At 63.9% G+C, this 23,284-nt stretch carries 23 protein-coding genes; 13 read left to right on the forward strand and 10 right to left on the reverse strand.

Annotation, left to right across the window (positions count from 1 at the left end; all coding sequences use genetic code 11):
• Positions 1-23 precede the first annotated feature (23 nt).
• From ACLEJW_RS02100 to ACLEJW_RS02110, 3 genes are read left to right on the forward strand one after another with little or no spacing between them, the layout of a single operon-like run.
• Positions 24-1,301 carry a flavohemoglobin expression-modulating QEGLA motif protein gene (locus tag ACLEJW_RS02100; RefSeq protein ID WP_145185586.1) on the forward strand — a complete coding sequence of 426 codons (1,278 nt, stop codon included), beginning with the start codon at positions 24-26 and terminating at the stop codon, positions 1,299-1,301.
• Positions 1,273-2,196 carry an alpha/beta hydrolase gene (locus ACLEJW_RS02105; RefSeq protein WP_145185588.1) on the forward strand — a complete coding sequence of 308 codons (924 nt, stop codon included), beginning with the start codon at positions 1,273-1,275 and terminating at the stop codon, positions 2,194-2,196. The genes ACLEJW_RS02100 and ACLEJW_RS02105 overlap by 29 nt, the downstream gene beginning before the upstream one ends.
• Positions 2,193-2,519: a hypothetical protein gene (locus tag ACLEJW_RS02110; protein ID WP_145185591.1), complete on the forward strand. Its 327-nt coding sequence runs from the start codon at positions 2,193-2,195 to the stop codon at positions 2,517-2,519. Before ACLEJW_RS02105 ends, ACLEJW_RS02110 begins: the two co-directional genes overlap by 4 nt.
• A gap of 72 nt (positions 2,520-2,591) precedes the next feature.
• On the opposite strand, the gene ACLEJW_RS02115 is transcribed toward ACLEJW_RS02110, so the two are convergent.
• From ACLEJW_RS02115 to ACLEJW_RS02125, 3 genes are all read right to left on the reverse strand, one after another.
• Positions 2,592-3,377: an OmpA family protein gene (locus ACLEJW_RS02115; protein WP_145185593.1), complete on the reverse strand. Its 786-nt coding sequence runs from the start codon at positions 3,375-3,377 to the stop codon at positions 2,592-2,594.
• Positions 3,378-3,425: 48 nt separating this feature from the next.
• Positions 3,426-3,839: a DUF4398 domain-containing protein gene (locus tag ACLEJW_RS02120; RefSeq protein ID WP_145185596.1), complete on the reverse strand. Its 414-nt coding sequence runs from the start codon at positions 3,837-3,839 to the stop codon at positions 3,426-3,428.
• A gap of 274 nt (positions 3,840-4,113) precedes the next feature.
• The gene (locus tag ACLEJW_RS02125) at positions 4,114-4,458 is read right to left on the reverse strand and encodes a pilin assembly protein (protein ID WP_313297552.1); all 345 of its coding nucleotides are present in this window, start codon (positions 4,456-4,458) and stop codon (positions 4,114-4,116) included.
• Between the two features lie 168 nt (positions 4,459-4,626).
• Here ACLEJW_RS02125 and ppc point away from each other — a divergent pair, with 168 nt between their 5' ends.
• The 7 genes from ppc (at position 4,627) to ACLEJW_RS02160 (ending at position 11,858) form a co-directional block, all read left to right on the forward strand.
• Positions 4,627-7,254 (forward strand): phosphoenolpyruvate carboxylase, encoded by a 2,628-nt coding sequence (ppc, locus tag ACLEJW_RS02130; protein WP_313297549.1) that lies wholly within the window; start codon positions 4,627-4,629, stop codon positions 7,252-7,254.
• A 257-nt stretch (positions 7,255-7,511) separates the two neighbouring features.
• Positions 7,512-8,162, forward strand: a complete 651-nt coding sequence (gene adk / locus ACLEJW_RS02135; protein ID WP_145185605.1) for an adenylate kinase — start codon at positions 7,512-7,514, stop codon at positions 8,160-8,162.
• Between the two features lie 178 nt (positions 8,163-8,340).
• Positions 8,341-9,015: a tRNA (adenosine(37)-N6)-threonylcarbamoyltransferase complex dimerization subunit type 1 TsaB gene (gene tsaB, locus ACLEJW_RS02140; protein ID WP_313297544.1), complete on the forward strand. Its 675-nt coding sequence runs from the start codon at positions 8,341-8,343 to the stop codon at positions 9,013-9,015.
• 128 nt (positions 9,016-9,143) lie between these two features.
• A complete protein-coding gene (locus ACLEJW_RS02145) occupies positions 9,144-9,431 on the forward strand; it encodes a hypothetical protein (protein ID WP_145185611.1) in 288 nt (95 codons plus the stop codon).
• 3 nt (positions 9,432-9,434) lie between these two features.
• Positions 9,435-10,304, forward strand: coding sequence for a DUF72 domain-containing protein (locus ACLEJW_RS02150; protein ID WP_313297539.1), 870 nt, complete (start codon positions 9,435-9,437; stop codon positions 10,302-10,304).
• Positions 10,305-10,331: 27 nt separating this feature from the next.
• On the forward strand, positions 10,332-11,162 hold the full coding sequence (locus tag ACLEJW_RS02155; protein ID WP_145185617.1) for an isocitrate lyase/PEP mutase family protein: 831 nt from the start codon (positions 10,332-10,334) through the stop codon (positions 11,160-11,162).
• Positions 11,163-11,168: 6 nt separating this feature from the next.
• Positions 11,169-11,858 (forward strand): extensin-like domain-containing protein, encoded by a 690-nt coding sequence (locus ACLEJW_RS02160; protein ID WP_440776923.1) that lies wholly within the window; start codon positions 11,169-11,171, stop codon positions 11,856-11,858.
• A 2-nt stretch (positions 11,859-11,860) separates the two neighbouring features.
• Here the strand turns inward: ACLEJW_RS02160 and ACLEJW_RS02165 are convergent, their stop codons facing one another.
• Positions 11,861-12,481, reverse strand: coding sequence for an energy transducer TonB (locus ACLEJW_RS02165; RefSeq protein WP_145185622.1), 621 nt, complete (start codon positions 12,479-12,481; stop codon positions 11,861-11,863).
• Between the two features lie 106 nt (positions 12,482-12,587).
• Here ACLEJW_RS02165 and ACLEJW_RS02170 point away from each other — a divergent pair, with 106 nt between their 5' ends.
• Positions 12,588-13,370 carry a class I SAM-dependent methyltransferase gene (locus ACLEJW_RS02170; protein ID WP_145185625.1) on the forward strand — a complete coding sequence of 261 codons (783 nt, stop codon included), beginning with the start codon at positions 12,588-12,590 and terminating at the stop codon, positions 13,368-13,370.
• On the opposite strand, the gene ACLEJW_RS02175 is transcribed toward ACLEJW_RS02170, so the two are convergent.
• Positions 13,360-13,989 carry a TetR/AcrR family transcriptional regulator gene (locus ACLEJW_RS02175; RefSeq protein ID WP_313297528.1) on the reverse strand — a complete coding sequence of 210 codons (630 nt, stop codon included), beginning with the start codon at positions 13,987-13,989 and terminating at the stop codon, positions 13,360-13,362. The two genes, ACLEJW_RS02170 and ACLEJW_RS02175, sit on opposite strands and share 11 nt — an antisense overlap.
• A gap of 181 nt (positions 13,990-14,170) precedes the next feature.
• Here ACLEJW_RS02175 and ACLEJW_RS02180 point away from each other — a divergent pair, with 181 nt between their 5' ends.
• Both ACLEJW_RS02180 and ACLEJW_RS02185 read left to right on the forward strand, forming a co-directional pair.
• Complete coding sequence (locus ACLEJW_RS02180; protein ID WP_145185631.1) at positions 14,171-15,271, forward strand: efflux RND transporter periplasmic adaptor subunit; 1,101 nt, start codon at positions 14,171-14,173, stop codon at positions 15,269-15,271.
• 6 nt (positions 15,272-15,277) lie between these two features.
• Positions 15,278-18,343: an efflux RND transporter permease subunit gene (locus ACLEJW_RS02185; RefSeq protein ID WP_440776924.1), complete on the forward strand. Its 3,066-nt coding sequence runs from the start codon at positions 15,278-15,280 to the stop codon at positions 18,341-18,343.
• Between the two features lie 51 nt (positions 18,344-18,394).
• Here ACLEJW_RS02185 and ACLEJW_RS02190 read toward each other — a convergent pair whose 3' ends face one another.
• The 5 genes from ACLEJW_RS02190 to plsB form a co-directional block, all read right to left on the reverse strand.
• Positions 18,395-18,796: a hypothetical protein gene (locus ACLEJW_RS02190; RefSeq protein ID WP_440776925.1), complete on the reverse strand. Its 402-nt coding sequence runs from the start codon at positions 18,794-18,796 to the stop codon at positions 18,395-18,397.
• 162 nt (positions 18,797-18,958) lie between these two features.
• The gene (locus ACLEJW_RS02195; protein ID WP_145185640.1) at positions 18,959-19,645 is read right to left on the reverse strand and encodes a DUF4197 domain-containing protein; all 687 of its coding nucleotides are present in this window, start codon (positions 19,643-19,645) and stop codon (positions 18,959-18,961) included.
• Positions 19,646-19,670: 25 nt separating this feature from the next.
• Positions 19,671-20,069, reverse strand: a complete 399-nt coding sequence (locus ACLEJW_RS02200) for a YbaY family lipoprotein (RefSeq protein ID WP_145185643.1) — start codon at positions 20,067-20,069, stop codon at positions 19,671-19,673.
• Between the two features lie 72 nt (positions 20,070-20,141).
• Positions 20,142-20,543, reverse strand: a complete 402-nt coding sequence (locus ACLEJW_RS02205) for a YbaY family lipoprotein (protein WP_313297511.1) — start codon at positions 20,541-20,543, stop codon at positions 20,142-20,144.
• A gap of 71 nt (positions 20,544-20,614) precedes the next feature.
• Positions 20,615-23,101 (reverse strand): glycerol-3-phosphate 1-O-acyltransferase PlsB, encoded by a 2,487-nt coding sequence (gene plsB, locus ACLEJW_RS02210; protein WP_440776926.1) that lies wholly within the window; start codon positions 23,099-23,101, stop codon positions 20,615-20,617.
• Between the last annotated feature and the right edge of the window lie 183 nt (positions 23,102-23,284).

Raw genomic sequence — 23,284 nt, forward strand, 5'->3', positions numbered from 1 at the left:
CGTGATCTAGAAAGGAGTCCACGGTGGACGAGTATCAGCAAACCATACGCACCTTGTCCGACCGCATCGTCGCGGCGCAGACCCCGATTCGGGTGCTGGATGCGGTCAAGTGGGACGAAAACATCCGTCAGGGCTTTCTCAAAGCCAAAGGCAAGGAGCCGCCTGCGGTCAACCGCGAGTACTACCAGGCCCGTCCGCTGGCATTCGATTCCAGTGCGGTGAAGGCCGAATTTCAGGCCATCGAGCGCGATATCATTCGCAGGCTGGGCCAATTCAACCCGGTCGGGCAGATCATGAAGCGCATGTGCCGCGAGTACCGCATGGTCGTGCGCATGCTCGAGGCGCGCGGCACCGAAGATTTCGGCTTGATCTCGCAGGAGTTGTACGGCGCCGCGTCCGATGCCTTTCACGCAGGCGATCCGACCCTGGCCGACCTGGGCCTGATGCTGTCGGACTACCTGAACAACATCGACGGGCGCGGCGACCTGAAGGATGAGCCGAAGAACCTCACCGCCAAGGAGGCGGTGGACATCCTCCAGCGCCGCCTCAACAAGGTATTCGGCGAGGCCGAGGGCACCATCCGCGTGTTCGAGTCCGACGGCATCGTCGCCGATGCGGCGGCCGGCGCCGACTACATCAAGGTGCGCGCTGACGCGGTGTTCAACGACCGCGACGTGCGCGCCCTTGAAGTGCACGAAGGCCTGGTGCACGTGGGCACCACGCTCAATGGCCTGAACCAGCCGATCTGCACGTTTCTGGCCAAGGGGCCGCCGTCTTCAACGGTGACCCAGGAAGGCCTGGCCATCCTGATGGAGGTCATCGCCTTCGCCTCCTACCCCAGCCGCTTGCGCAAGCTGACCAACCGCACCCGCGCCATTCACATGGTCGAGGAGGGTGCCGATTTCCTTCAGGTGTTCAACTTCTTCCACGACCAAGGCTTCGACGTCGAGCAAAGCTACAGCAACGCCAGCCGGGTGTTCCGTGGCTCGGTGCCCGACGGCCTGCCGTTCACCAAGGATTTGTCCTACCTCAAGGGTTTCATCATGGTTTACAACTACATTCAGTTGGCCGTGAAGAAGGGCAAGCTCGAACAGATCCCGCTGCTGTTTTGCGGCAAGACCACCCTCGAAGACATGCGCACCCTGCGCCAACTGGTCGAGGAAGGGCTGGTCGAACCGCCCAAGTACCTGCCCGAACAGTTCCGCGACCTCAACGCGCTGTCGGCCTGGATGTGCTTTTCCAACTTCCTCAACCATTTGAGCCTCGATCGCATTGAAGCCGACTACGCGAATATTCTCTAAGCGCTGCCGCCAGCTCGCGGCGGGCATGCTGCTGCTCGCGCTGGGCGGGTGCAGCAGCTTGTTGTTCTACCCCGAGCCCGGCCAGGCCTTCACCCCTGAGCGGGCCAAGCTGGCGTACCGCGACGTTACCCTGACCACCAGCGATGGGGTACGTTTGCATGGCTGGTGGCTGCCGGCCAAAGCCGGCGTCGCGGTCAAGGGCACGGTGCTGCACCTGCACGGCAATGGCGGCAACTTGCCGGGCCACCTGGGCGGCAGCTACTGGTTGCCTGAGCAGGGCTATCAGGTGCTGATGATCGACTACCGCGGCTACGGGCTGTCGCAGGGCAAGCCGCGCTTGCCGCAGGTCTACCAGGACATCGCGGCCGCCATGAGCTGGCTGGAGCAGGCACCGCAGGTGAAAGGCAAGCCCCTGGTCTTGCTCGGGCAAAGCCTGGGCGGCGCCATGGCCATCCATTACCTGGCGCAGCACCCCGAGCAACGCCAGCGCTTCGCCGCCCTGGTGTTCGACGGCGTGCCGGCCAGCTATCGGGCGGTGGGCCGTTATGCCCTGAGCACCTCGTGGATGACCTGGCCGCTGCAGGTGCCGCTGTCCTGGCTGGTGCCGGACGGCGACAGTGCGATCCGCTCGATCGAGCAGCTGAGCAGCCCCCCGAAGCTGTTCTTCCACAGCATCGACGACGACCTGGTGCCGATGCAAAGCGCTATCACCCTGTATCAGCACGCGCCGCCTCCACGTGTGCTGCAACTGACCCGCGGCGGCCACGTGCAGACTTTCGCCGATCCGCTATGGCGGCAGGTGATGCTGCGTTTTCTCGATGACCCCAGCCACTTCAACGGCCTGCGGCGGCTCGCCGAAGTGCCCAACTACCCCGATGAGAACAACGCGCAATGAGTGACGAACGCAATGCCATCCCTCTGATCCTGACCGGTGTTGGCAGCATCGTCGTGACGGTGGGGGCCCTCTGGTACTACGGCTACCTGCATTTCGCCAAGCCCGAGGATGCGCTGCTGTTGCAGGACTTCACCATGCTCAAGACCATTCCCGGCGAGGATTACAAGGTGTCGCTCGACCCGGCGGCGCAGGTGGCCCAGTGCGTGGACGGCGTTCTGGTGTTGTTCGATACCCAGCAAAAAGGCCTGACCGGTGTGCTGGTGGATGGGCGCAAGCGGGCGGTGCGCTGCATGGGCCAGGAAACCCCACAGCAAAGCCAATGAGCTGAAGCGCTTGGCAGCAGACGAAAAAAACCCCGCGTTTTCGCGGGGTTCTCGTTCAGCGAACCGGGTGTGTTACTTGCCCTGGCTCGAACGCGGTGCCACTGGCTGGTTGTCGTTGGAGATGGTCACTTCCACGCGACGGTTCTGGGCACGGCCCGAATTGCTGCCGTTGTCAGCCACCGGATACTCTTTGCCGTAGCCTTGGGCGACGATGCGCGCTGGGTCGACACCGGCACGTACCAGGGCCATGCGCACGCTGTTGGCACGGCGCTCGGACAAGCTCTGGTTGTAGCTGGCCGAACCGACGCTGTCGGTGTAACCCTCGACGATCACCTTGCGCTCAGGGTTTTCCTGGAGGAACTGAGCCAGCTTGGTGATGTTCGGGTAAGCGTTGCTCTTGAGCTCGGCCTTGTTGAAGTCGAACAGCACGTCGCCGAAGGTCACCAGGGTACCGCGGTCAGTCTGTTTGGCGTTCAGGCTGTCCTGCAGCTTGGCGATCTGGGCGTCACGGGCGTCCAGCTTGGCTTGAGCGCGCTGTGCTGCGGCGTTCTTCAGCTCGTTCTCGGCCGAGCGCAGGGCGATGGTCTGCTTGGCCACTTCGACGCGCTGGTTGGTCAGGTAAGCCAGCTGATCGACTTTGTCCGAGTCATCGCGGTCCATGTAGGCTTTGTCGGCCTTGTTCAGCCAGTCCTGGGCGTCCTTGGTTTCAAGGGCAGCCACTTTGCTGGCCTGCGGATCGCTTTGCAGTGCCGAGAAGTTGGTACGGGCCGACTCCAGGTTAGGGTTCGGGTCGTGCGAGCAAGCAGCGAGACCGACGCTCAGGGCCAGCAGGGCGGGAATCATGACGTAATTGCGCATAGTGTTCATCCTTTGATCGATAACGAAGGCTTGACGGCGAGGCGGCGCTTACTGGGCGCTGCGCAGGCCTTCCTGACGTACGTCCTGAACGCCTTGGCGGGCATCCTGTACGGCCTTCTGGGCCTTGGCCGCCTGGGCTTTGCGTTCGGCGACGCGGGCATCCCACTCGGCCTGTTCGGCCAGTCGCTTGGCTTCGTCATACTTCTTGTCGTGCATGGCGATTTCAGCTTGCTTGAACTTGTCCTGCGCAGCTTTCATTTCCACGGCAGCGAACTCGGTACCACCGGCGCTGACGGCGGAGTTCACCGCAGACTGGGTCACAGCGTACTGCTCGGTGGGCGGGTTGCCCGCACAGCCGGCCAGAACCAGGCTACTGCCCAGGGCCAGCGCGGCCAGCTTGATCCCGCGCAGGTGGGTGGATGAGAGTTTCGAAGTGCGGGTCTTCATGGTGGTCAGCTCCATTGGATCACTCCTGATAACGACGATGTCCGTAGCAGTCCATCGCTTAATCCTGGCATTGCCTGCGCTGGCGCTTGGGCTCCAACCTGGCAGGTGTGCTGGGTTTTAGCGTGATGGCTATTGGCTCGGACTTGAACGTTTTTTGAATAGTTCCGAAAAAAGTCGCTGAGCTGGCTATCTATTTCTGACTAACCGGTCAGCGGTTTTGCCCAGGAACTTCTGCGTATCACGGCGGTATGCCGGACCCGTTGCAGGCCCGGCCAGTGGGGCTGGAAGCTCAGTTTTCGTGATCGTCGCCGGTGTTGCTCAGATCGTGCAGGTGGCGTCGCGACAGCGCCAGAAAGCGCGGCGTAGAGCCGATGTCCTCGAATAATGGATCACCTTCTTCGTCAGTGGCGATGACCCTCTGGCCTTGCACATACGGGAAACTGGCCTCCAGCTCTTCCAGGGCGGCGGCTACCAGTTCGCCGAGCAGCTCCTCGGCCGTGCGCTTGGGATACATGTCGATCAAGGCGGCCAGGCGCGCTTCGGACTCCAGGTCCAGATGCAAGGTATGGCCGGTGCGGCTCAGGGTGCCGGCGGCGTTTTGTTCCCAGTGTTGGGCGAGTTCGCGGATTTTCATGATGACCTCTGTCAACGCCTCGGTAGGCTGCATTGCATCGGACTGCGCTGGGTTGATTTTAGTTTGCTTTGCACACGGTGGCTTGCCAGCGCGCCTTGCCTGTGGGCACTCTTGGGCCGGTGAGGTTTCCTGGTGGAGCGCGGCGCAGCCGCGCCGGAGAGAGGGCCAATGGCTGATATCGATGTGCGCTTGCGTGAAGATGTTCATGTATTGGGTGAGTTGCTGGGCGATACCATTCGCGAGCAATACGCCGAAGCGTTCCTGCAGAAGATCGAGGACATCCGCCACAGCGCCAAGGCCGACCGCCGTGGCCCCGGCGAAAAACTCAGCTCGACCCTGGCCGACCTTGCCGACGAAGACCTGCTGCCGGTGGCGCGAGCGTTCAACCAATTCCTCAATCTCGCCAACATCGCCGAGCAGTATCAGCTCATTCGCCGTCGGGATCCTGGCCAGGCGGCGCCTTTCGAAGCGCGAGTGCTGCCCGAGCTGCTGGCGCGCCTCAAAGCCGCGGGGCACACGCCGCAGGCGCTGGCCCAGCAACTGGCGACGCTGGATATCCAGCTGGTGCTTACCGCCCACCCGACCGAGGTCGCGCGGCGCACGTTGATCCAGAAATACGATGCCATCGCCGCACAGTTGGCAGTGCAGGACCATCGCGATCTGACCGATGCCGAGCGCGAACAGGTGCGCGAGCGCCTGCGCCGACTGATCGCCGAGGCCTGGCACACCGAAGAGATTCGCCGCACCCGGCCGACCCCTGTGGACGAAGCCAAGTGGGGCTTTGCCGTCATCGAACACTCGCTTTGGCACGCCGTACCCAGCCATCTGCGCAAGGTCGATGCGGCGTTGTTCGAGGCCACAGGCCAGCGCTTGCCGTTGCAAGCGGCGCCCATCCGCTTCGCCTCCTGGATGGGCGGTGATCGCGATGGCAACCCCAACGTCACCGCCCCGGTGACTCGCGAGGTACTGCTGCTGGCGCGCTGGATGGCGGCGGATCTGTTCCTGCGCGACGTCGATGCACTGGCGGCCGAACTGTCCATGCAGCAGGCCAGCAGCGCGCTGCGCGAACAGGTTGGCGACAGCGCCGAGCCGTATCGGGCAGTGCTCAAGCAGCTGCGCGAGCGCCTGCGCGCGACCCGCGCCTGGGCCCATGCCGCGCTCAGCAGCCAGCAGGTGCCGAGCGCCGAGGTGCTGGAGGACAACCGCGACCTGATCACCCCGTTGCAGCTGTGTCACCAGTCGCTGCACGACTGCGGCATGGGCGTGATCGCCGATGGCCCGCTGCTCGACAGCCTGCGCCGGGCGGTGACCTTTGGCCTGTTCCTGGGCCGGCTGGACGTGCGCCAGGACGCGGCCAGGCATCGCGATGCGCTGAGCGAAATCACCGAGTACCTTGGTCTTGGCAGCTATGCCGAGTGGGACGAAGAGCAGCGCGTGAGCTTCCTGCTGAGCGAGCTGGAGAACCGCCGGCCGCTGTTGCCAAGGCACTTCCAACCGCAGGCAGAAACGGCTGAAGTGCTTGCCACCTGCCGTGAAATCGCGGCGGCGCCGGGGGCATCGCTGGGTTCCTATGTGATTTCCATGGCAGGGGCGGCCTCCGATGTGCTGGCTGTGCAACTGCTGCTCAAGGAGGCCGGCCTGACCCGGCCGATGCGCGTGGTGCCGCTATTCGAAACCCTCGCCGACCTGGATAACGCCGGGCCTGTGATCGAGCGGCTGCTCGGCCTGCCCAGCTACCGCGCCAGCCTGCACGGGCCGCAGGAAGTGATGATCGGCTATTCCGATTCGGCCAAGGATGCCGGCACCACGGCGGCGGCCTGGGCACAGTATCGGGCCCAGGAAAACCTGGTGCGCATCTGCCGCGCCCACGAGGTCGAACTGCTGCTGTTCCATGGCCGTGGCGGCACGGTCGGACGCGGCGGCGGGCCGGCGCACGCGGCGATCCTGTCGCAGCCACCAGGCTCGGTAGCCGGGCGTTTCCGCACCACCGAACAAGGCGAGATGATCCGCTTCAAGTTCGGCCTGCCCGGCATTGCCGAACAAAACCTCAACCTTTACCTGGCCGCGGTGCTGGAGGCCACATTGCTGCCACCGCCTCCGCCAGAGCCTGCCTGGCGCACGTTGATGGACCAACTGGCCGCCGATGGGGTCAAGGCCTATCGCGATGTGGTGCGCGAGAATCCTGACTTCGTCGAGTATTTCCGGCAATCGACTCCCGAGCAGGAACTTGGCCGCCTGCCGTTGGGCAGCCGCCCGGCCAAGCGCCGCGCCGGCGGTATCGAAAGCCTGCGAGCGATCCCGTGGATCTTCGGTTGGACGCAGACGCGCCTGATGCTGCCAGCCTGGCTGGGCTGGGAGACTGCCCTGAGCAATGCCTTGGCCCGCGGCCAGGGTGAATTGCTGGCGCAGATGCGTGAACAGTGGCCGTTCTTCCGCACCCGCATCGACATGCTGGAAATGGTCCTGGCCAAGGCCGACGCGCAAATTGCCGAAGCCTACGACCAACGTCTGGTGCAACCGCAGCTGCTCGCTTTGGGTGCACAGCTGCGCGACCTATTGTCGCAGTGCTGCCAAGTGGTGCTAGGCCTGACGGGCCAGCCGGTGCTACTGGCGCACAGCCCCGAGACCTTGGAATTCATCAGCTTGCGCAACACCTACCTGGACCCGCTGCACCGTCTGCAGGCCGAGTTGCTGGCACGCTCGCGCAGCCGCGAAGCCGCTCTGGATAGCCCATTGGAGCAGGCCTTGCTCGTCACCGTCGCGGGTATCGCTGCGGGGTTGCGCAACACCGGTTGAACGTGGCAGGCGCGGTCGCTGGCGGTGCGCTGGGCAGAGCGCCGCTTGAGGCCTGGGCAACGGTTGCGCCAGGCGCAACCGCCGCTGACGGTGGGCCGCAATGACGCACGGCTGCTCCTTTGGGGCGCTTGTCTGGCTGCCGGGCGCTGTGTATCTTGAGCAGCCTTCTGACCGATTTGTGGTCATACCCGATTTTCCGGACTTGGCCTCGCTTGCCGAATCCATTGAATTTCATACAAAAATTTGAGGAGCACGAGATGCGTGTAATTCTGCTGGGAGCTCCCGGGGCCGGTAAAGGTACTCAGGCAAAGTTCATCACCGAAAAGTTCGGTATTCCCCAGATCTCCACCGGTGACATGCTGCGTGCCGCCGTCAAGGCCGGTACCCCGCTGGGTCTGGAGCTGAAGAAAGTCATGGACGCCGGCCAACTGGTTTCCGATGAGCTGATCATCGGCCTGGTCAAGGAGCGCATCGCCCAGCCAGACTGCGCCAAGGGCTGCCTGTTCGATGGTTTCCCGCGCACCATCCCGCAAGCCGAAGCCATGGTCGCCGCCGGCGTCGATATCGATGCAGTGGTCGAGATCGCCGTCGATGACGAAGAGATCGTCGGCCGCATGGCGGGCCGTCGCGTGCACCTGGCCTCGGGCCGCACCTACCATATTCAGTACAACCCACCGAAGGTCGAAGGCAAGGATGACGTCACCGGCGAGGAGCTGATCCAGCGCGACGACGACAAGGAAGAAACCGTGCGCCACCGCCTCTCGGTTTATCACAGCCAGACCAAGCCGCTGGTGGACTTCTACCAGAAGCTGTCGGCCGCTAACGGTGGCAAGCCCAAGTACAGCCATATCGAAGGCGTGGGCTCGGTCGAGGCGATCACGGCCAAGGTGCTGGCTGCCCTGAGCTGATTCGCGCTCAGATTCTGCGGTCGCTCGTCCATGCAAGCGACCCTGCCATGTCGCTGACACCCTGGGGCCGCTTCGCGGCCCTATTGCGATCGGTCCGATGCCCCGGCAAGGGCGCTCCCCAAGGGACCGCGGCTGCTCTATACTGCCGCTCTTTTCTCGCACCTGGATACCCCGTTCGATGACCACCCTGTTGGCCCTGGATACCGCCACCGAAGCCTGTTCCGTCGCCTTGCTGCATGACGGCAAGGTGACCAGCCATTACGAGGTGATCCCGCGCATGCATGCGCAGAAGCTGCTGCCGATGATCAAGCAGCTGCTGGCCGACGCTGGCGTGCCGCTCAGTGCTGTGGATGCCATCGCGTTTGGCCGTGGCCCCGGGGCATTCACCGGTGTGCGCATCGCCATCGGTGTGGTTCAAGGTTTGGCATTCGCCCTTGAGCGGCCCGTGCTGCCGGTATCGAACCTGGCCGCCTTGGCCCAGGGCGCGTTGCGCGAGCACGGCGCGCAGCAGGTCGCAGCGGCCATCGACGCACGCATGGATGAGGTGTATTGGGGTTGCTATCAGGCCAACGGTGGCGAGATGCGCCTGCAGGGTCGCGAAGCGGTGCTGCCACCTGAGCAGGTGGCCTTGCCGGCCGGCTGCAGCGGCGAGTGGTTCGGTGCAGGCACCGGCTGGAGCTATGCCGAGCGCCTGGCAGTGCAGGCCACGGCCAGCAACGCCACGGCCTTGCCACATGCCCTGGACATTCTCAGCTTGGCCGGCTTTGCGTGGGCGCGCGGCGAGGCGATCGTTGCCGAACAGGCGCAGCCGGTGTACCTGCGTGACAACGTGGCCACCCCCAAAGCGCGCTAAGGCTGTTCGTCGGTTATCGCGGATGTCGATAAACCTTTGACACAAACTGTGGTCCAGTTATCAGGTAAGCATTAGCGATGGACCTCTGATGCTGCTAGATTGCAATCATTGGTCCCGAGTGCTTCCCCATGCGTATCGACGGCTTTTCATCGCAGTCTTATCCAGTCAAGCGCACGCCGCGCAAACCCGTGGTGCGCGATGAAAGTATCGAGGACGCCGAGCTCATCGAAGACAGTGAAGTCGCTCCGCAAGCCGCCGCGCAACGGCGCACCGCGGGGTTGCCGGCACGTCAGCAGGACATGGTGTTCCCGCGTGCCCGCGACCGGCGCACGGCCACTGCGTTGGCCAGTTACCTGAGCACCGCCGGGTTCACCGACTGGGACATGGATGTGATGGGGCTCGACCTGTACATTTGAGCGATGACTTCATCGACTCTGCCGTATTACCTGGGCTGTCCGTCCTGGAGCGAAAACGCCTGGCGCGACTATCTTTACCCCGCTCAAGCCTCGACCAACGACATGCTTGGCTTTTACAGCCAGGTGTTCAATGCCGTCGAAGGCAACACCACCTTCTATGCCCGTCCCGCCCCTGGCACGTTGTCGCGCTGGGCGCAGACCATGCCCGCGGATTTTCGCTTCACCGCCAAATTCCCCCGCGATATCAGTCACGAAGGCGACCTGCGCGAGCAGCTCGAAGCCGCGTCGGATTTCACTCGTCTGCTCGCGCCCCTGGGGCAGCGCGTCTCGCCTTACTGGTTACAGCTGTCGGCCGCGTTCGGCCCGCCGCGGCTAGGTGAGCTTTGCCAGTTCCTCGATGACATCGGCGTGCCGGTCGCGGTGGAGGTGCGCCATCCGGCCTTCTTTGCCAAAGGCGAAGAGGAACGGCTGCTCAACCGCTTGCTGCACGAGCGCGGGGTAGAGCGCATCTGCCTCGATTCGCGCGCGCTGTTCAGCTGCACCTCACGCGACCCTGCGGTGCTGCATGCGCAGTCGAAAAAGCCCAAGGTGCCGACGCGTCCGGCGGCGTTCAGCCAACACCCGCAGGTGCGCTTCATCGGTCAGCCGCAGGTGGCGGGCAACGAGCCATTTCTGACGCCCTGGGTAGACAAGATCGCGCTGTGGATCGAGGAGGGGCGCAGCCCCTATATCTTCTTGCACACTGCCGATAACCATCAGGCCGCCGCGCTGGCGCAGCGTTTTCATCAACGCTTGATGGCACGCTTGCCAGGTCTTGCCGCTTTGCCTGAATTGCCGCGCGCGCCCGAGGTCGAACAACTGGGGCTACTCTGAGCCTTCCCTGACCCGGAGATTGTGACCATGGATGTACAGACCCTGCGAGCCGAGGCGTTCAAGGCGCTGCACCAGCGCGACGGCGCGTTCGTCATGCCCAACCCGTGGGATGCCGGCTCTGCCAGGTTGCTGGCCAGCCTCGGTTTCGAAGCCTTGGCCACCACCAGCGCCGGGCTGGCGTACAGTCTGGGTCGGCCGGACGCAGAAGGCGCGGTCAGCCTGGACGATACGCTGGACAATGCCGGTGCCATCGTCGATGCCACACCCTTGCCCGTCGCCGCTGACCTTGAAAACGGTTTTGGTGACTTGCCCGAAGACTGTGCACAGGCGATCTTGCGAGCGGCCGAAACCGGTTTGGTCGGCGGCTCGATCGAGGACGCCAGCGGCCGTGCCGACGCACCGATCTACGATATCGAATTGGCCGTAGCCCGTGTACGCGCGGCGGTACAAGCCGCGCGTAGCTTGCCGTTCCCCTTTACCCTGTGCGCCAGGGCTGAAAACCTGTTGCATGGCCGCCTCGATCTGGACGACACCATCCTGCGCCTGCAAGCCTTCGCCGAGGCCGGGGCCGATGTGCTGTATGCACCGGGGCTGCGCAGCGCCGAAGAGGTGCGCGCAGTGGTTCAAGCACTGGCGCCCAAGCCGGTCAACGTGCTGATGGGGCTGGCCGGGGTGCCGCTCTGCGTCAACCAGCTGCAGGACTTGGGCGTGCGCCGCATCAGCGTCGGCTCGTCGCTGGCCCGCGCCGCGCTTGGGGCGGTACAGCGCGCGGCGCTGGAGATCCGGGAGCAGGGCACGTTCAGCTACAGCGAGCAGGCCTTGCCATTCGATCAGCTCAACGACCTGTTTCGCCGCTAAGCCGGCATGCGCAGTTTCCTGGCGCTGTGTAGCCTGCTTGCAGTGCTGGCGGGGCTGGCCTGGTATTACGGCTGGCGCTTTCCGGACGCCTGGAACCCTTGGGCGCCGCTGGATGTGCGCCAGCCACCAAACGGCTTGACGGCTTACAAACTGTCGCGGCTGCGCGATGATCCGGCGCTATGCCACCAGGCACTGGAGCGCGCCGAGCTGCAGTTTCGTGCCCAGGCCGACAGCCCGGCGACGGCTAAATGCCCGTTGCAGAATGTGTGGCGAATCGAACGAGGCCAGGCCCGCTTGAGCAGCAGCTTCATCGCCAGTTGCCCATTGGCCGTGGCGTACGCGCTGTTCGAGCGCCATGGCATGCAGCCCGCGGCGCAGCGGGTATTCGGCCAGCCGGTGGCGCAGGTCGATCACCTGGGCAGCTTTGCCTGTCGCAATGTCTACAACCGTCAGCAGGGGCGTTTGAGCCAGCACGCCACTGCCAATGCGCTGGACATCAGCGGTTTTCGCTTACGCGACGGCCAGCGTATCGTACTGGCTCGCGACTGGCAGGCAGGTGGGCAGAAAGCCGAGTTTCTAAGGCAGGTCCGCCAAGCGGCGTGCGACAGTTTCAGCACAGTGTTGGGGCCTGACTACAATGCCGCCCATCACAATCACTTTCATCTGGACATGGGGCGCTGGCAGGTCTGCCGCTGACTTCAGGCGTAGGCGCGCACGTTGTTCAGCACTACCGGGCGCGCCCAGTGCGTGTCGAACTCCAGATCGTGTTGCTGCCTGGCCAAGGTCGCCTCGTCGAACGGCAGCGGCGCGGGGTCGAGCAAGTGGGTTTCGAATTCAGCGATCGGCAGGTGCAGTGGGCGGGTCGCTGGAGCCGGGCCTGGCTCCGCCAGCGGCTGACCCTGGCTCATCACCACGGGGCGCAGCCAGCTGTTGCTGAGGTCAAGCTGGCGTTGCTGCTGGATCATCTCGGCGACGCTGAAGGGCTCTGGCGCCGGCTCGAGCAGTTGCGCGTCGAGTTCGGCCTTGGGCAGAAACAGCGGTTCAGGCGGCGCTACCATGGTGTCTTGCACCGGGCAGTTGCGCTGCAGTTCGATCATCGCCAACGCTCTGGCGCCGCCAATCGGCTCGCCGCTGTCGCGGTCGTATTGCGCCATGGCCTGGCACACGCTGTCAGGTGCTTCATCAGGCTGCTCAGCCATCGCGCGGGCAAAAAAATCCTGCCACAGGTGGCTGACGCCGCCGAGGGCCTGAGTGTTTTGCCGACCGAAGTTGCCGACTGGCGACAAATAGGTCAAACCGATGGGAAGCGTTTCAGACATGGCAGTCGCGCGCGTTGAGCTCTGGCAGAATAGCGGGATATTGCCTGTATCGGCCGCGGCCGATGATTCATTAAGGCTTCATCCATATTTTAGAGTGCAGGGTGTGATGCAAGAGCAGGAGCAGGGCGCAGGTCTGAGGGTCGAGGCGCTGACGCCGCAATACACCGAGCAGGCAATGAGCTGGGCGCAGCGCTTGGGCCTGCCGTTGGTCGATGCCAGCGCAGGCTTTGCCGTGCAGGTCGGGCCAGAGGGCCTGCAGATTCAACAACTCGGGCCACAGGCGCCAGGACCGGTGCGGGTCGACTTCGTCGAGGGCCAGGCGGCCCACCGGCGCCAGTTCGGTGGTGGTAATGGGCAGATGATCGCCAAGGCCGTGGGCATCGCCCAAGGCGTGCGCCCGCGCGTGCTCGATGCCACTGCGGGCTTGGGCAAGGACGCCTTCGTGCTGGCCAGCCTGGGCTGCCAGATGACCTTGATCGAGCGCCAGCCGCTGATCGCCGCCTTGCTGGAGGACGGCCTGGCGCGAGCCTCCGAGGACCTGGAAGTGGCTCCGATCGTGGCGCGCATGCACCTGCTCAGCGGCAACGCCATCGAGCGTATGCGTGCCTGGGAAGGGGAGCCACCGCAGGTGATCTACCTCGATCCGATGTTCCCCCATCGTGACAAGAGCGCCTTGGTGAAGAAGGAGATGCGCGTATTTCGGCCCCTGGTCGGCGACGACCTGGATGCGCCGGCCTTGCTCGAGGCGGCCTTGGCGCTGGCCAGCCATCGGGTGGTGGTCAAGCGGCCGCGCAAGGCGCCGATCATCGACGGGCCCAAGCCGAGCCATAGCCTGGAAGGCAAGTCGAGCCGTTATGACATCTACCCGAAAAAGGCGCTCAAGGCTTGAACGCGCGAATGAACAGCGCAACCACCTCGCGTACATGCAGCTCGGCCTCGGCGCTGGCCAGCGGCGCGGCGCAGCCGAGCAGCAAGCGGTAATCCGGCGCACCCTTGACCAGGCAGAAAAAGTGCTCGGCGGCGCGCAGCGGGTTGGCGATGCGCAGCAGCCCGCGCTGGTCGATCCCGCGCAGCAGCGCCTCCATGCCGGCCAGCACCCGCTTGGGCCCGGCCTCGTAGAAGTACTGGCCCAGGCTCGGGTCCTGACTGCCTTGGGCCATGATCAGGCGGGTCAGTTTGACCGCCTCATCGCTGCTGATCAGCGCCTGAAAACCACGGGCAATGGTCAGCAGCACCTCATCCAGCGCAGCCCCCTCAGGGTACTCGAACAGCAGATCGGGCAGCTGGTTCTGGCAGGTTGCCATGACCGCTGAGCCGAACAGGGTCTGTTTGTCGGTGAAGTGGCTGTAGACCGTGAGTTTTGAAACACCTGCCGCCGCAGCGACCGCATCCATGCTGGTGTTGGCGTAGCCCAGGCTGAGGAACAGGGCCTTGGCTGCTTCGAGTATCGCCTCGCGCTTGGCCAGATCCTTGGGCCGCCCGGGGCCGGTGGGTGCGTCGTTGGACATTGCGATCCGCGTCTGATTGAAGGGGCGCCCATCTTACAGGCTGCAAAGGTCTGCGGCTGTAGGCGACAGCGCCTGGTTATTGTTGGATTTGTTTGGGACGCCGGCTTCCCGGCCTCGGTTCCCTGATTTAATATACTGGCCAGTATAAATATTAAAAGTGCACTTCGCGAAAGGATGCCCCATGCTGCGCCATGCCTTGTCCCTTGCTTTGCCTGCTGCTGCTGCCGTGCTCCTCGCAGCCTGTGGCCAGGAGGTCGCGGCGCCTGTCGCGCCTCGCCCCGCGCTGGTGGTGCAGCCGCAGCCGGCGGCCGCTGCTGCTGACAGTTATCCTGGTGAAGTGCGCGCGCGGCAGGAGCCGGAACTGGCATTTCGGATTGGCGGCAAGGTCGTCCGCCGCTTGGTCGAGGAGGGGCAGCGGGTCAAGGTCGATCAGCCGTTGGCCGAGCTTGATCCGCAGGATGTACGCCTGCAGCTTGAAGCCAATCGCGCGCAGCTGGCCGCCGCTCAAGCCAACCTGGCGATGGTGCGCAGCGAGCACGAGCGCTACCAGAAACTGCTCGAACGGCAGATGGTCAGCCGCTCGCAATTCGATAACGCAGAGAACCTCTATCGCGCAGGCATGGCCCGGTTGCAACAGGCCAAGGCCGAATTCGACGTGGCCGGTAACCAGGCGCAATACGCGGTGCTGCGTGCGCCGCAGGCCGGCGTGGTGGCCAAGCGCCAAGTCGAAGTGGGTCAAGTGGTGGCCGCCGGGCAGACGGTATTTACCTTGGCCGCCGATGGCGAGCGTGAGGTGGCCATCAGCCTGCCGGAACAGCAGTTCGCCCGCTTCGCCGTCGGCCAGCCGGTCAGCGTCGAATTATGGTCGCAGCCCGATGCGCGCTTCGCTGGGCGCATTCGTGAATTGTCGCCAGCGGCCGATCCGCGCTCTCGCACATTTGCTGCGCGCATCGCGTTCGATTCGGCCAAGGTTCCCGCGCAATTGGGCCAGAGTGCGCGGGTCTTCGTCGCCCATGCCGGGGTGATCGCCCTCGCTGTGCCGCTGTCGGCGGTGACGGCCGAAGACGGCCAGGCTTACGTCTGGCGCGTCAATCAGGATAGCCGCGTCGAGCGTGCGCCGGTGCGCCTGGGAGCCTATGGCAGCGAGACGGTGCCGGTGCTCGACGGCCTCTCGGCTGGTGACTGGATCGTCGCGGCGGGCGGGCATGTGCTGCGCGAGGGGCAGCAGGTGCGGCCGGTGGACCGCAGCAATCGTGCGGTGACGCTGACGGTCAAGGAGTAAGTCGCGATGGGTTTCAACCTTTCCGCCTGGGCGTTGCGCAATCGCCAGATCGTACTGTTCCTGATGATACTGCTCGCAGCCATTGGTGCCATGTCCTACACCAAGCTCGGGCAGAGCGAGGACCCGCCGTTCACCTTCAAGGCCATGGTCGTGCGTACCCTGTGGCCTGGCGCCACCGCGGAGGAGGTGTCGCGCCAGGTCACCGAGCGCATTGAGAAAAAGCTGATGGAAACCGGTGAGTACGAGAAGATCGTGTCGTTCTCGCGCCCGGGTGAATCGCAGGTCACCTTCATGGCGCGCGACTCGCTGCGTTCCAGCGCCATCCCCGAGCTGTGGTACCAGATCCGCAAGAAGGTCGCGGACATTCGCCACACTCTGCCGCCAGAGATCCAGGGTCCGTTTTTCAACGACGAGTTCGGCACGACCTTCGGCAATATCTACGCATTGACCGGGCAGGGTTTCGATTATGCCGTGCTCAAGGACTATGCCGACCGTATCCAGATCCAGCTGCAGCGGGTCAAGGATGTGGGCAAGGTCGAGCTGCTCGGGCTGCAGGACGAGAAGATCTGGATCGAGCTGTCGAACCTCAAGCTGGCGACCCTGGGTGTGCCGCTGCAGGCCGTGCAGCAAGCGCTGCGCGAGCAGAACGCGGTCAGCAGCGCGGGCTTTTTCGAGACCCCCAGCGAGCGCCTGCAACTGCGAGTGAGCGGGCGTTTCGACAGCGTCGAGCAGATTCGTCAGTTCCCCATCCGGGTCGCTGATCGCACCCTGCGCATCGACGATGTCGCCGAGGTTCATCGCGGCTTCAACGACCCGCCAGCGCCGCGCATGCGTTTCATGGGCGAGGACGCCATCGGCCTGGCTGTTTCGATGAAGGACGGCGGCGATATCCTGGCGCTGGGCAAGGCCCTGGAAGGTCAGTTCGAGCGCCTGGCCAGCAATCTGCCTGCCGGCATGGAGCTGCGCAAGGTGTCCGATCAGCCGGCGGCGGTCAAGGCCGGCGTCGGCGAGTTCGTCCAGGTACTGATCGAGGCGCTGGTGATCGTGTTGCTGGTGAGCTTCTTCTCCCTGGGCCTGCGCACGGGCCTGGTGGTAGCGCTGGCGATCCCGGTGGTACTGGCCATGACCTTCGCGGCGATGCACTACTTCGGGATCGGCCTGCACAAGATCTCCCTGGGGGCCCTGGTACTGGCGCTGGGGCTGTTGGTGGACGACGCGATCATCGCCGTGGAAATGATGGCGATCAAGATGGAACAAGGCTTCGACCGCCTCAAGGCGGCGAGCTACGCCTGGACCAGTACGGCGTTTCCGATGCTGACCGGCACCCTCATCACCGCCGCAGGCTTCTTGCCGATTGCCACGGCAGCCTCCAGCACGGGCGAGTACACCCGCTCGATCTTCCAGGTCGTGACCATCGCGCTGTTGACTTCCTGGGTAGCGGCGGTGCTCTTCGTGCCGTACTTGGGCGAGCGCCTGCTGCCTGATCTGGCCAAGCTGCACGCGGCCCGCCATGGCCGCGACGGCCATGCCCCGGACCCGTATGGCACGCCGTTCTACCAGCGCGTGCGGCGGGTGGTGGAGTGGTGCGTGCGGCACCGCAAGACGGTGATCGTGCTGACCATCGCCGCCTTCGTTGGCAGTATCCTGTTGTTCCGCTTCGTGCCGCAGCAGTTTTTCCCAGCCTCCGGGCGCCCTGAACTGATGGTCGATCTCAAGCTCGCCGAAGGCGCCTCGCTGGCCAATACCGCCGAGCGGGTCAAGCAGCTCGAAGCCCTGCTGCGCGAGCAGCAGGGCATCGACAACTATGTGGCCTACGTGGGGACCGGTTCGCCACGTTTCTATCTGCCCCTGGACCAACAGCTGCCGGCGGCAAGCTTTGCCCAGTTCGTGGTCCTGGCTGATTCGATGGAGGCGCGCGAGCGCTTGCGCAGTTGGCTGATCACTACCGTCGAACAGCAGTTTCCGGATTTGCGTGCGCGGGTCACGCGCCTGGAAAACGGACCGCCCGTTGGTTACCCGGTGCAGTTTCGCATCACCGGCGAACACATCGAAAAAGCCCGTGCCCTGGCCCGTGAAGTGGCTGACAAGGTCCGGGAAAACCCGCATGTGGTGAATGTGCACCTGGATTGGGAAGAGCCGAGCAAAGCGGTCTTCCTGGCCATCGATCAGGACCGTGCGCGTGCGCTTGGGGTCAGCACGGCGCACGTGTCGAGCTTCCTGCAGAGCTCGCTCACCGGCAGCACGGTCAGCCAGTACCGCGAAGACAATGAACTGATCGAGATCCTTTTGCGCGGCACTCCGCGCGAGCGCGGCGAGCTGGCTGACCTGGGCAGCCTGGCGCTGCCCACCGACAACGGCCAGAGCGTGACGCTGTCGCAGGTAGCGACCCTGCAGTATGGTTTTGAAGAAGGCATCATCTGGCACCGCAACCGTCTGCCGACGGTGACCGTGCGCGCCGATATCTACGACAAGGAGCAGCCGGCCAGCCTGGTCAAGCAAATCTTGCCGACGCTGCAGCTGATCAAGGCAGCGCTGCCTGATGGCTACTTGCTGGAAGTGGGCGGCACGGTCGAAGATGCCGAACGCGGGCAACGCTCGGTCAATGCCGGCATGCCGCTGTTCATCGTGGTGGTGCTGAGTCTGCTGATGATTCAGCTGCGCAGTTTCTCGCGCACGGTGATGGTGTTCCTCACCGCGCCGCTGGGGCTGATCGGCGTGACCCTGTTCCTCCTGGTGTTCCGTCAACCGTTCGGTTTCGTCGCCATGCTCGGCACCATCGCCCTGGCAGGAATGATCATGCGCAATTCGGTCATCCTGGTGGATCAGATCGAGCAGGACATCGCCTCGGGGCTGGACCGCTGGCAGGCGATCATCGAGGCCACGGTGCGGCGCTTCCGGCCGATCGTGCTGACCGCGCTGGCGGCCGTGCTGGCGATGATCCCGTTGTCGCGTAGCGTGTTCTACGGACCGATGGCGGTGGCGATCATGGGCGGCCTGATCGTGGCCACGGCGCTGACCTTGCTGTTCCTGCCAGCGCTGTACGCTGCCTGGTTCAGGGTGAAGAAGCGCTGAGCCTGAGAAGGGCGAGCGCTGGCGCTCGCCCTCGCTAGGTGATGCTCAGGGTTACCAATCGACGCAAGCGCTGGTGAGGCCTACGCACGGACCGTGCATGCGCGCGGGACGTGGGGCGACCCATGCATCACGCTCGGCCACGAACGTGGTGCGCCATTCCAGGCGGTCGCCGTTGCGCCCGTTGCTGTTGATCCGATAACGCACTCGCACCTCATAGCGACGACCGGCTTTTACGTGATTGTCATCGATGATGAAGCTGAACGTCTGCGGCAGCGCCAGTGCGCCGTTTCGCTTCAGGGTGACGACAGGGTGCATAAACAACTTCCCCTCTGCTGCGCCCCTGCCTTGCAGCTCCTCGCTGAGAACCAGTTCATAACCTGCCGAGGCATCGGGTGCCATGCCCTTCAGGTCGTTATGGTCTATGCAGATCTGCACGCTGGATGGGTCGGACATTGTTGAAGCTCCTGGTGGATAGGCGCTTCAAGCATGCAAGCGATCGGTTAGCGATGGAGGATGGAAGTCACGCCCGGGCTGGATGTCCGTCACGCGGAGCAGGACGCTTGGTGGTGGTGCTGCAAGGCGTATTGAACGTCCTTGCAGCGGTCTTGCGCGACGTTAAAGCGCGCCGAAGACTTTCTTGGCCAGGCTGGTGGCGGCCTGTGCGGGGTTTTGGCGGATGCTTTGCTCTTGCTTGGCGATCATTTCGAACAGGCCGTCGAGCGCTTTCTCGGTGACGTAGTTCTCGATGTTGGCGTCATTCTTGATCAGACCCAAGCCTTTGGCCTGACCGGCGAAGGCGTTGTATTGCTGGGCGACGCCGACCTGGTCGGTGGCCTGTTTGACGATGGGCAGGAACTTGGCGCGGATCTGTTCGCGGCTGCTCTTGTTCAGGTACTGGGTAGCCGAATCGGCGCCGCCGCTGAGAATGCCCTTGGCATCGGTCACGGTCATCTTCTTCACGGCGTCGACCAGAATGGCCTGGGCCTGCGGCACCGCGGCCTCGGCGGCTTTGTTCATGCTGGTTTCCAGGGCTTCGACCTGGTCACCCTTGCCGAACATTTTCATGGCCTTGGCGGCCTTGCCCAGGTTGCCCGGCAGCTCGATGCGCACATCGGGGTTATTGCTGAAACCACCCGGTGTACTCAGTTGCTTGACGGCAACCTGGGCGCCTTGGGTGAGGGCGTCCTTCAGGCCGGCGCTGGCATCGGACTGGCTCAGGTCGCCCAGCGAAAGGGCGAGGGCGCTGGCTGACAGCAGCAGGCCGGCGCACAGTGTGGTAAAGCGCAGGGAGGCGCGGATCATGGGTTGTTCCTTGAAGTGAATGAGGCTATCGCACCGGGTCGACTTTGACCCGCACCGGCTGCTGGTCGCTGCCATCGAGCGTCACGCCGTGGTGTTCGGTATTGATGAACAGCAATTTGCCAGCCATCTCGATACGCGCACTGAGCGCATAGCGGTGACCTGGCTTGACCTGGGCACGGTCGTAGTCAAGGTGGAACGGCAGCGGCACATTGCCGTTGATCGGGCCGGCCTGGCGGGCCAGGGTCACGGCAGGCGCGTCCATCAGCGAGACGTCTTGCAACTCGACGCTCAGGGTCGCATTGGGCGGCAGGGCGATGCGCTGCAAGTAGAAAACTTCGCCATCCAGGCTTGCCTGGTCAGAGGGGCTGTGGCTGGAGCAGGCTGCGAGCAGGGATGCGCAACACAGCATAAAGAGCTTTTTCATGGAATCTCCGTAGACCTTGAAGCTGGCTTGTGACCAGCTCCAGGACTTTAGCGGATTTTCCGCGTGCAGTGGTCAGTCCAGACGGTTGCCGCCGTGGATGCCTTCAGGCACGTTACCGCCGTGGATACCGGCAATCGCACTGGCCACCTTGTCCACGACCACTCGCTGAGTGCCACAGGCATCAGGCAGATCGACCTGATGCTCAGTGGTGTTGATGTACAGCAGTTTGCCATCCTGTTCGATACGCACCGCCAGCGCATAGCTGTGCCGCGGGTCGATCTGGTTGGCATCGAAGCTCAGCGACAGCCTGGCTGGCAGCAAACCTGCGCAGCGCACGTTCAACTGGGCCAGCGCGACCGAGGGCGCGTCAGCCAGGGAAACATCGAGCAAGCTGAGCTGAATCTGCGCGGCGGCTGGCAGCACATTGTCAGCGGTCGAGACGATTTCAACATCGATGGATTTCAGTAGCGTCATGTTGGAACTCCTTGAGGGGATCGAGCGCGATGATGCTGATCCCTCTCGAAGGTCGGGCGCAGGCTGAACGGTTACCCTTGGACCGTATCGACCGGCTCGTCGCGATGCAGCGCTACCTGGCGAATCGACAACCGCAGCTCTGCCGACAGCACCCGTTTGGCGACGCCTTCGGCCAGTTCGCCGAGCTTGGCGTGGTAGCCAAGCTTGCCGCTGTCATCGGCGCGCAGCACACCTTGCTCGATCAGCGTTTCAATGAAATGACGGAACAGGGTCTTGTCGAAGAATTCCGGCGCATTGAGGCCATGCAGAATCGACAGGCGCTGGGCCATGGTCACGCACAGCGCCTCGAGTTCTTCGGCGTTCAGGCTGTGCTGGCCACTGTTGAGCAACAGCGACGTCGCCATGTAGAAGCGTTGCAAGGTCTGGGTGATGGTGCGAGCCAGCAGCGTCAGCAGCACGAAAGGGCGCGAACTTGGGGCGGGACGCAGGTACACGTCGTTCTCGACGCGCAGCAGGCCGTGCTCGACCAGTGCCGCCAGCCATTGATCGATGACCTCATCGAGCTGCTCAGGGGGCCAGCGCAGGAACAGTTCGGCTTGCAGGTAGGGGTACAGGGCATGCACATACTGGCCAAGCAACTCACGGCTCATGCGCGAACTACTGAGGAAGAAACTCGCCAGCAGCGCCGGCAGGGCGAAGATGTGCAAGACGTTGTTGCGGTAATAGGTCATCAGCACCGCATTGGCTTCATCCAGGTAGAGGATCCGGCCCAGCGCATCGTTCTGTTCAGCCAGCAGGTCCATGCCGCGCACGTGTTCGATCAGCGCATGGCCGTCGCCTTCAGGCAGGGTGGTGTGCGCCGAATAGGGGACTTGCCGGAGCAAGGCAAGGTAGAGGTCGAGAACCTTGGTCAACGCGCGTTCGTCCAGGGCCAGTCGGCTGGTGGAAAGCAGGGCCAGGGCCACCAGATTGACCGGGTTGACCGCAGCGGCCTCGTTGAGATGACGGGCGACGGTCTGGCCCAGGCGCGCAGTGGTTTCGTTCAGCCAGGCCGGACGGTACTGCGGGCCCAGCGCCTGCTCGCGCCAGCCAGGCTGCTGCTGGTCGAGGAACGCGGCCAGGCGGATGGGCTCGCCAAAGTTGACAGCCACCTGGCCAAAGCGCTGCTTGAGGGCGCCGATGACCTTGAAGATGTCGAAGATCGATTCTTTCTTCTTGCTCGCACCGCGCAGCTCGCCGAGATACGTGCGGCCTTCAAGTACCCGCTCATAGCCGATGTAGACCGGAACGAAGACAATGGGTGTGCGTGAGGAACGCAGGAAGCTGCGTAAGGTGATCGCCAGCATCCCCGGGCGTGGCTGCAGCATCCGTCCGGTGCGCGAGCGGCCGCCTTCGACGAAGTACTCTACCGGGAAGCCCTTGGTGAACAGGGTGTGCAGGTACTCGTTGAACACGGCGGTGTACAACGGGTTGCCCTTGAAGGTACGGCGCATGAAGAAGGCACCGCCGCGGCGCAGCAGGCCGCCGATCACCGGCATGTTGAGGTTGATGCCGGCGGCGATGTGCGGTGGCGTGAGGCCGTTGCGAAACAACAGGTAGGACAGCAGCAGGTAGTCGATATGGCTGCGGTGGCAGGGCACGTAGATGACTTCGTGACCCGGCGCGATGCCTTGGACCTGCTCGATGTGGTTGACCTTGATGCCGTCGTAGATCTTGTTCCAGAACCAGCTGAGCACCACTTCCAGGAAGCGGATCGCGGTGTAGGTATAGTCCGAGGCGATCTCGTTGGCGTAGTGCAGCGCCTTGGCTTCGGCCTTGGCTGGCGCCACCTGGTCGCGCTGCGCCTGCTCGGCGATCGCCTGGCGCACCAGCGGCGCGTGGATCAGGCCCTTTACCAGGTTGCGCCGGTGCGAGAGATCGGGGCCGATGACGGCGGTCTTGAGGTTGCGAAAGTGCACTCGCATCAAGCGCTGGGCCATGCGCACGGTGCGCTCATGGCCTTTGTTGTGCTGCACCAGTTCGCGCAGGTGAATCGGCGCTGAAAACTGCACGCGGGTCTTGCGTCCCAGAATCAGTACGGTCAGCAGCCGGCGCAGGCGCCCGGTCACCGCCCAGCTGTCGGCGAACAGCAATTTCCACGGGCTGCTCTCGCTGGCTGGGGTCTGCCCCCAGAATACGCTGACGGGAATGATCTGCGCGTCTTCCTCGGCGTGCTGACTGATGGCTGCGACCAGGCGCTCGAGCGCGGGCGGGGCGCCGCGTTTGTCGTGGCGTCCCAGCCAGTCCGGCTCGGGGGTCAGGTAGAAGAATGCGGCAGGCTCATGCAGTGCGCCAACTGCCACGGGCAAGACCGGGCGAGGCAGCCCCGCTTTGGTGCATTCGTGGTCGAGCACCGCCAGGTCGGTGAGCGAAGGCGAAGGCAGGGCGTAGAACACCGGCCGGCTACGGTCCAGGTTGAGGCTCATCGACGACTGGTTGATGGTTTCGGAACGCACCCACAGGTACATCAAGCGGCGCAGGGCGCCGAAGATCAGACGGCGCAGGGGGGAACGGGTCATGGGGTGAGTGGCCTGGAAATGATTATGTAAGGATGAACAGGTATTTAGTCTGCCGTATCGCTGCAAGTTCAGCAAAAGACCGTAAATACCGGGACGGTCATGAAAATATTTTGTTCTGTGTCATATACTCGGCCTGCCGCTTGCAGGATATTTCGCCAAGCGGCGTCGACGCAGGGAGGACCC

This window comes from Pseudomonas sp. SMSB3 (assembly GCF_052041965.1).
In the GTDB taxonomy this organism is placed as follows: Bacteria; Pseudomonadota; Gammaproteobacteria; order Pseudomonadales; family Pseudomonadaceae; genus Aquipseudomonas.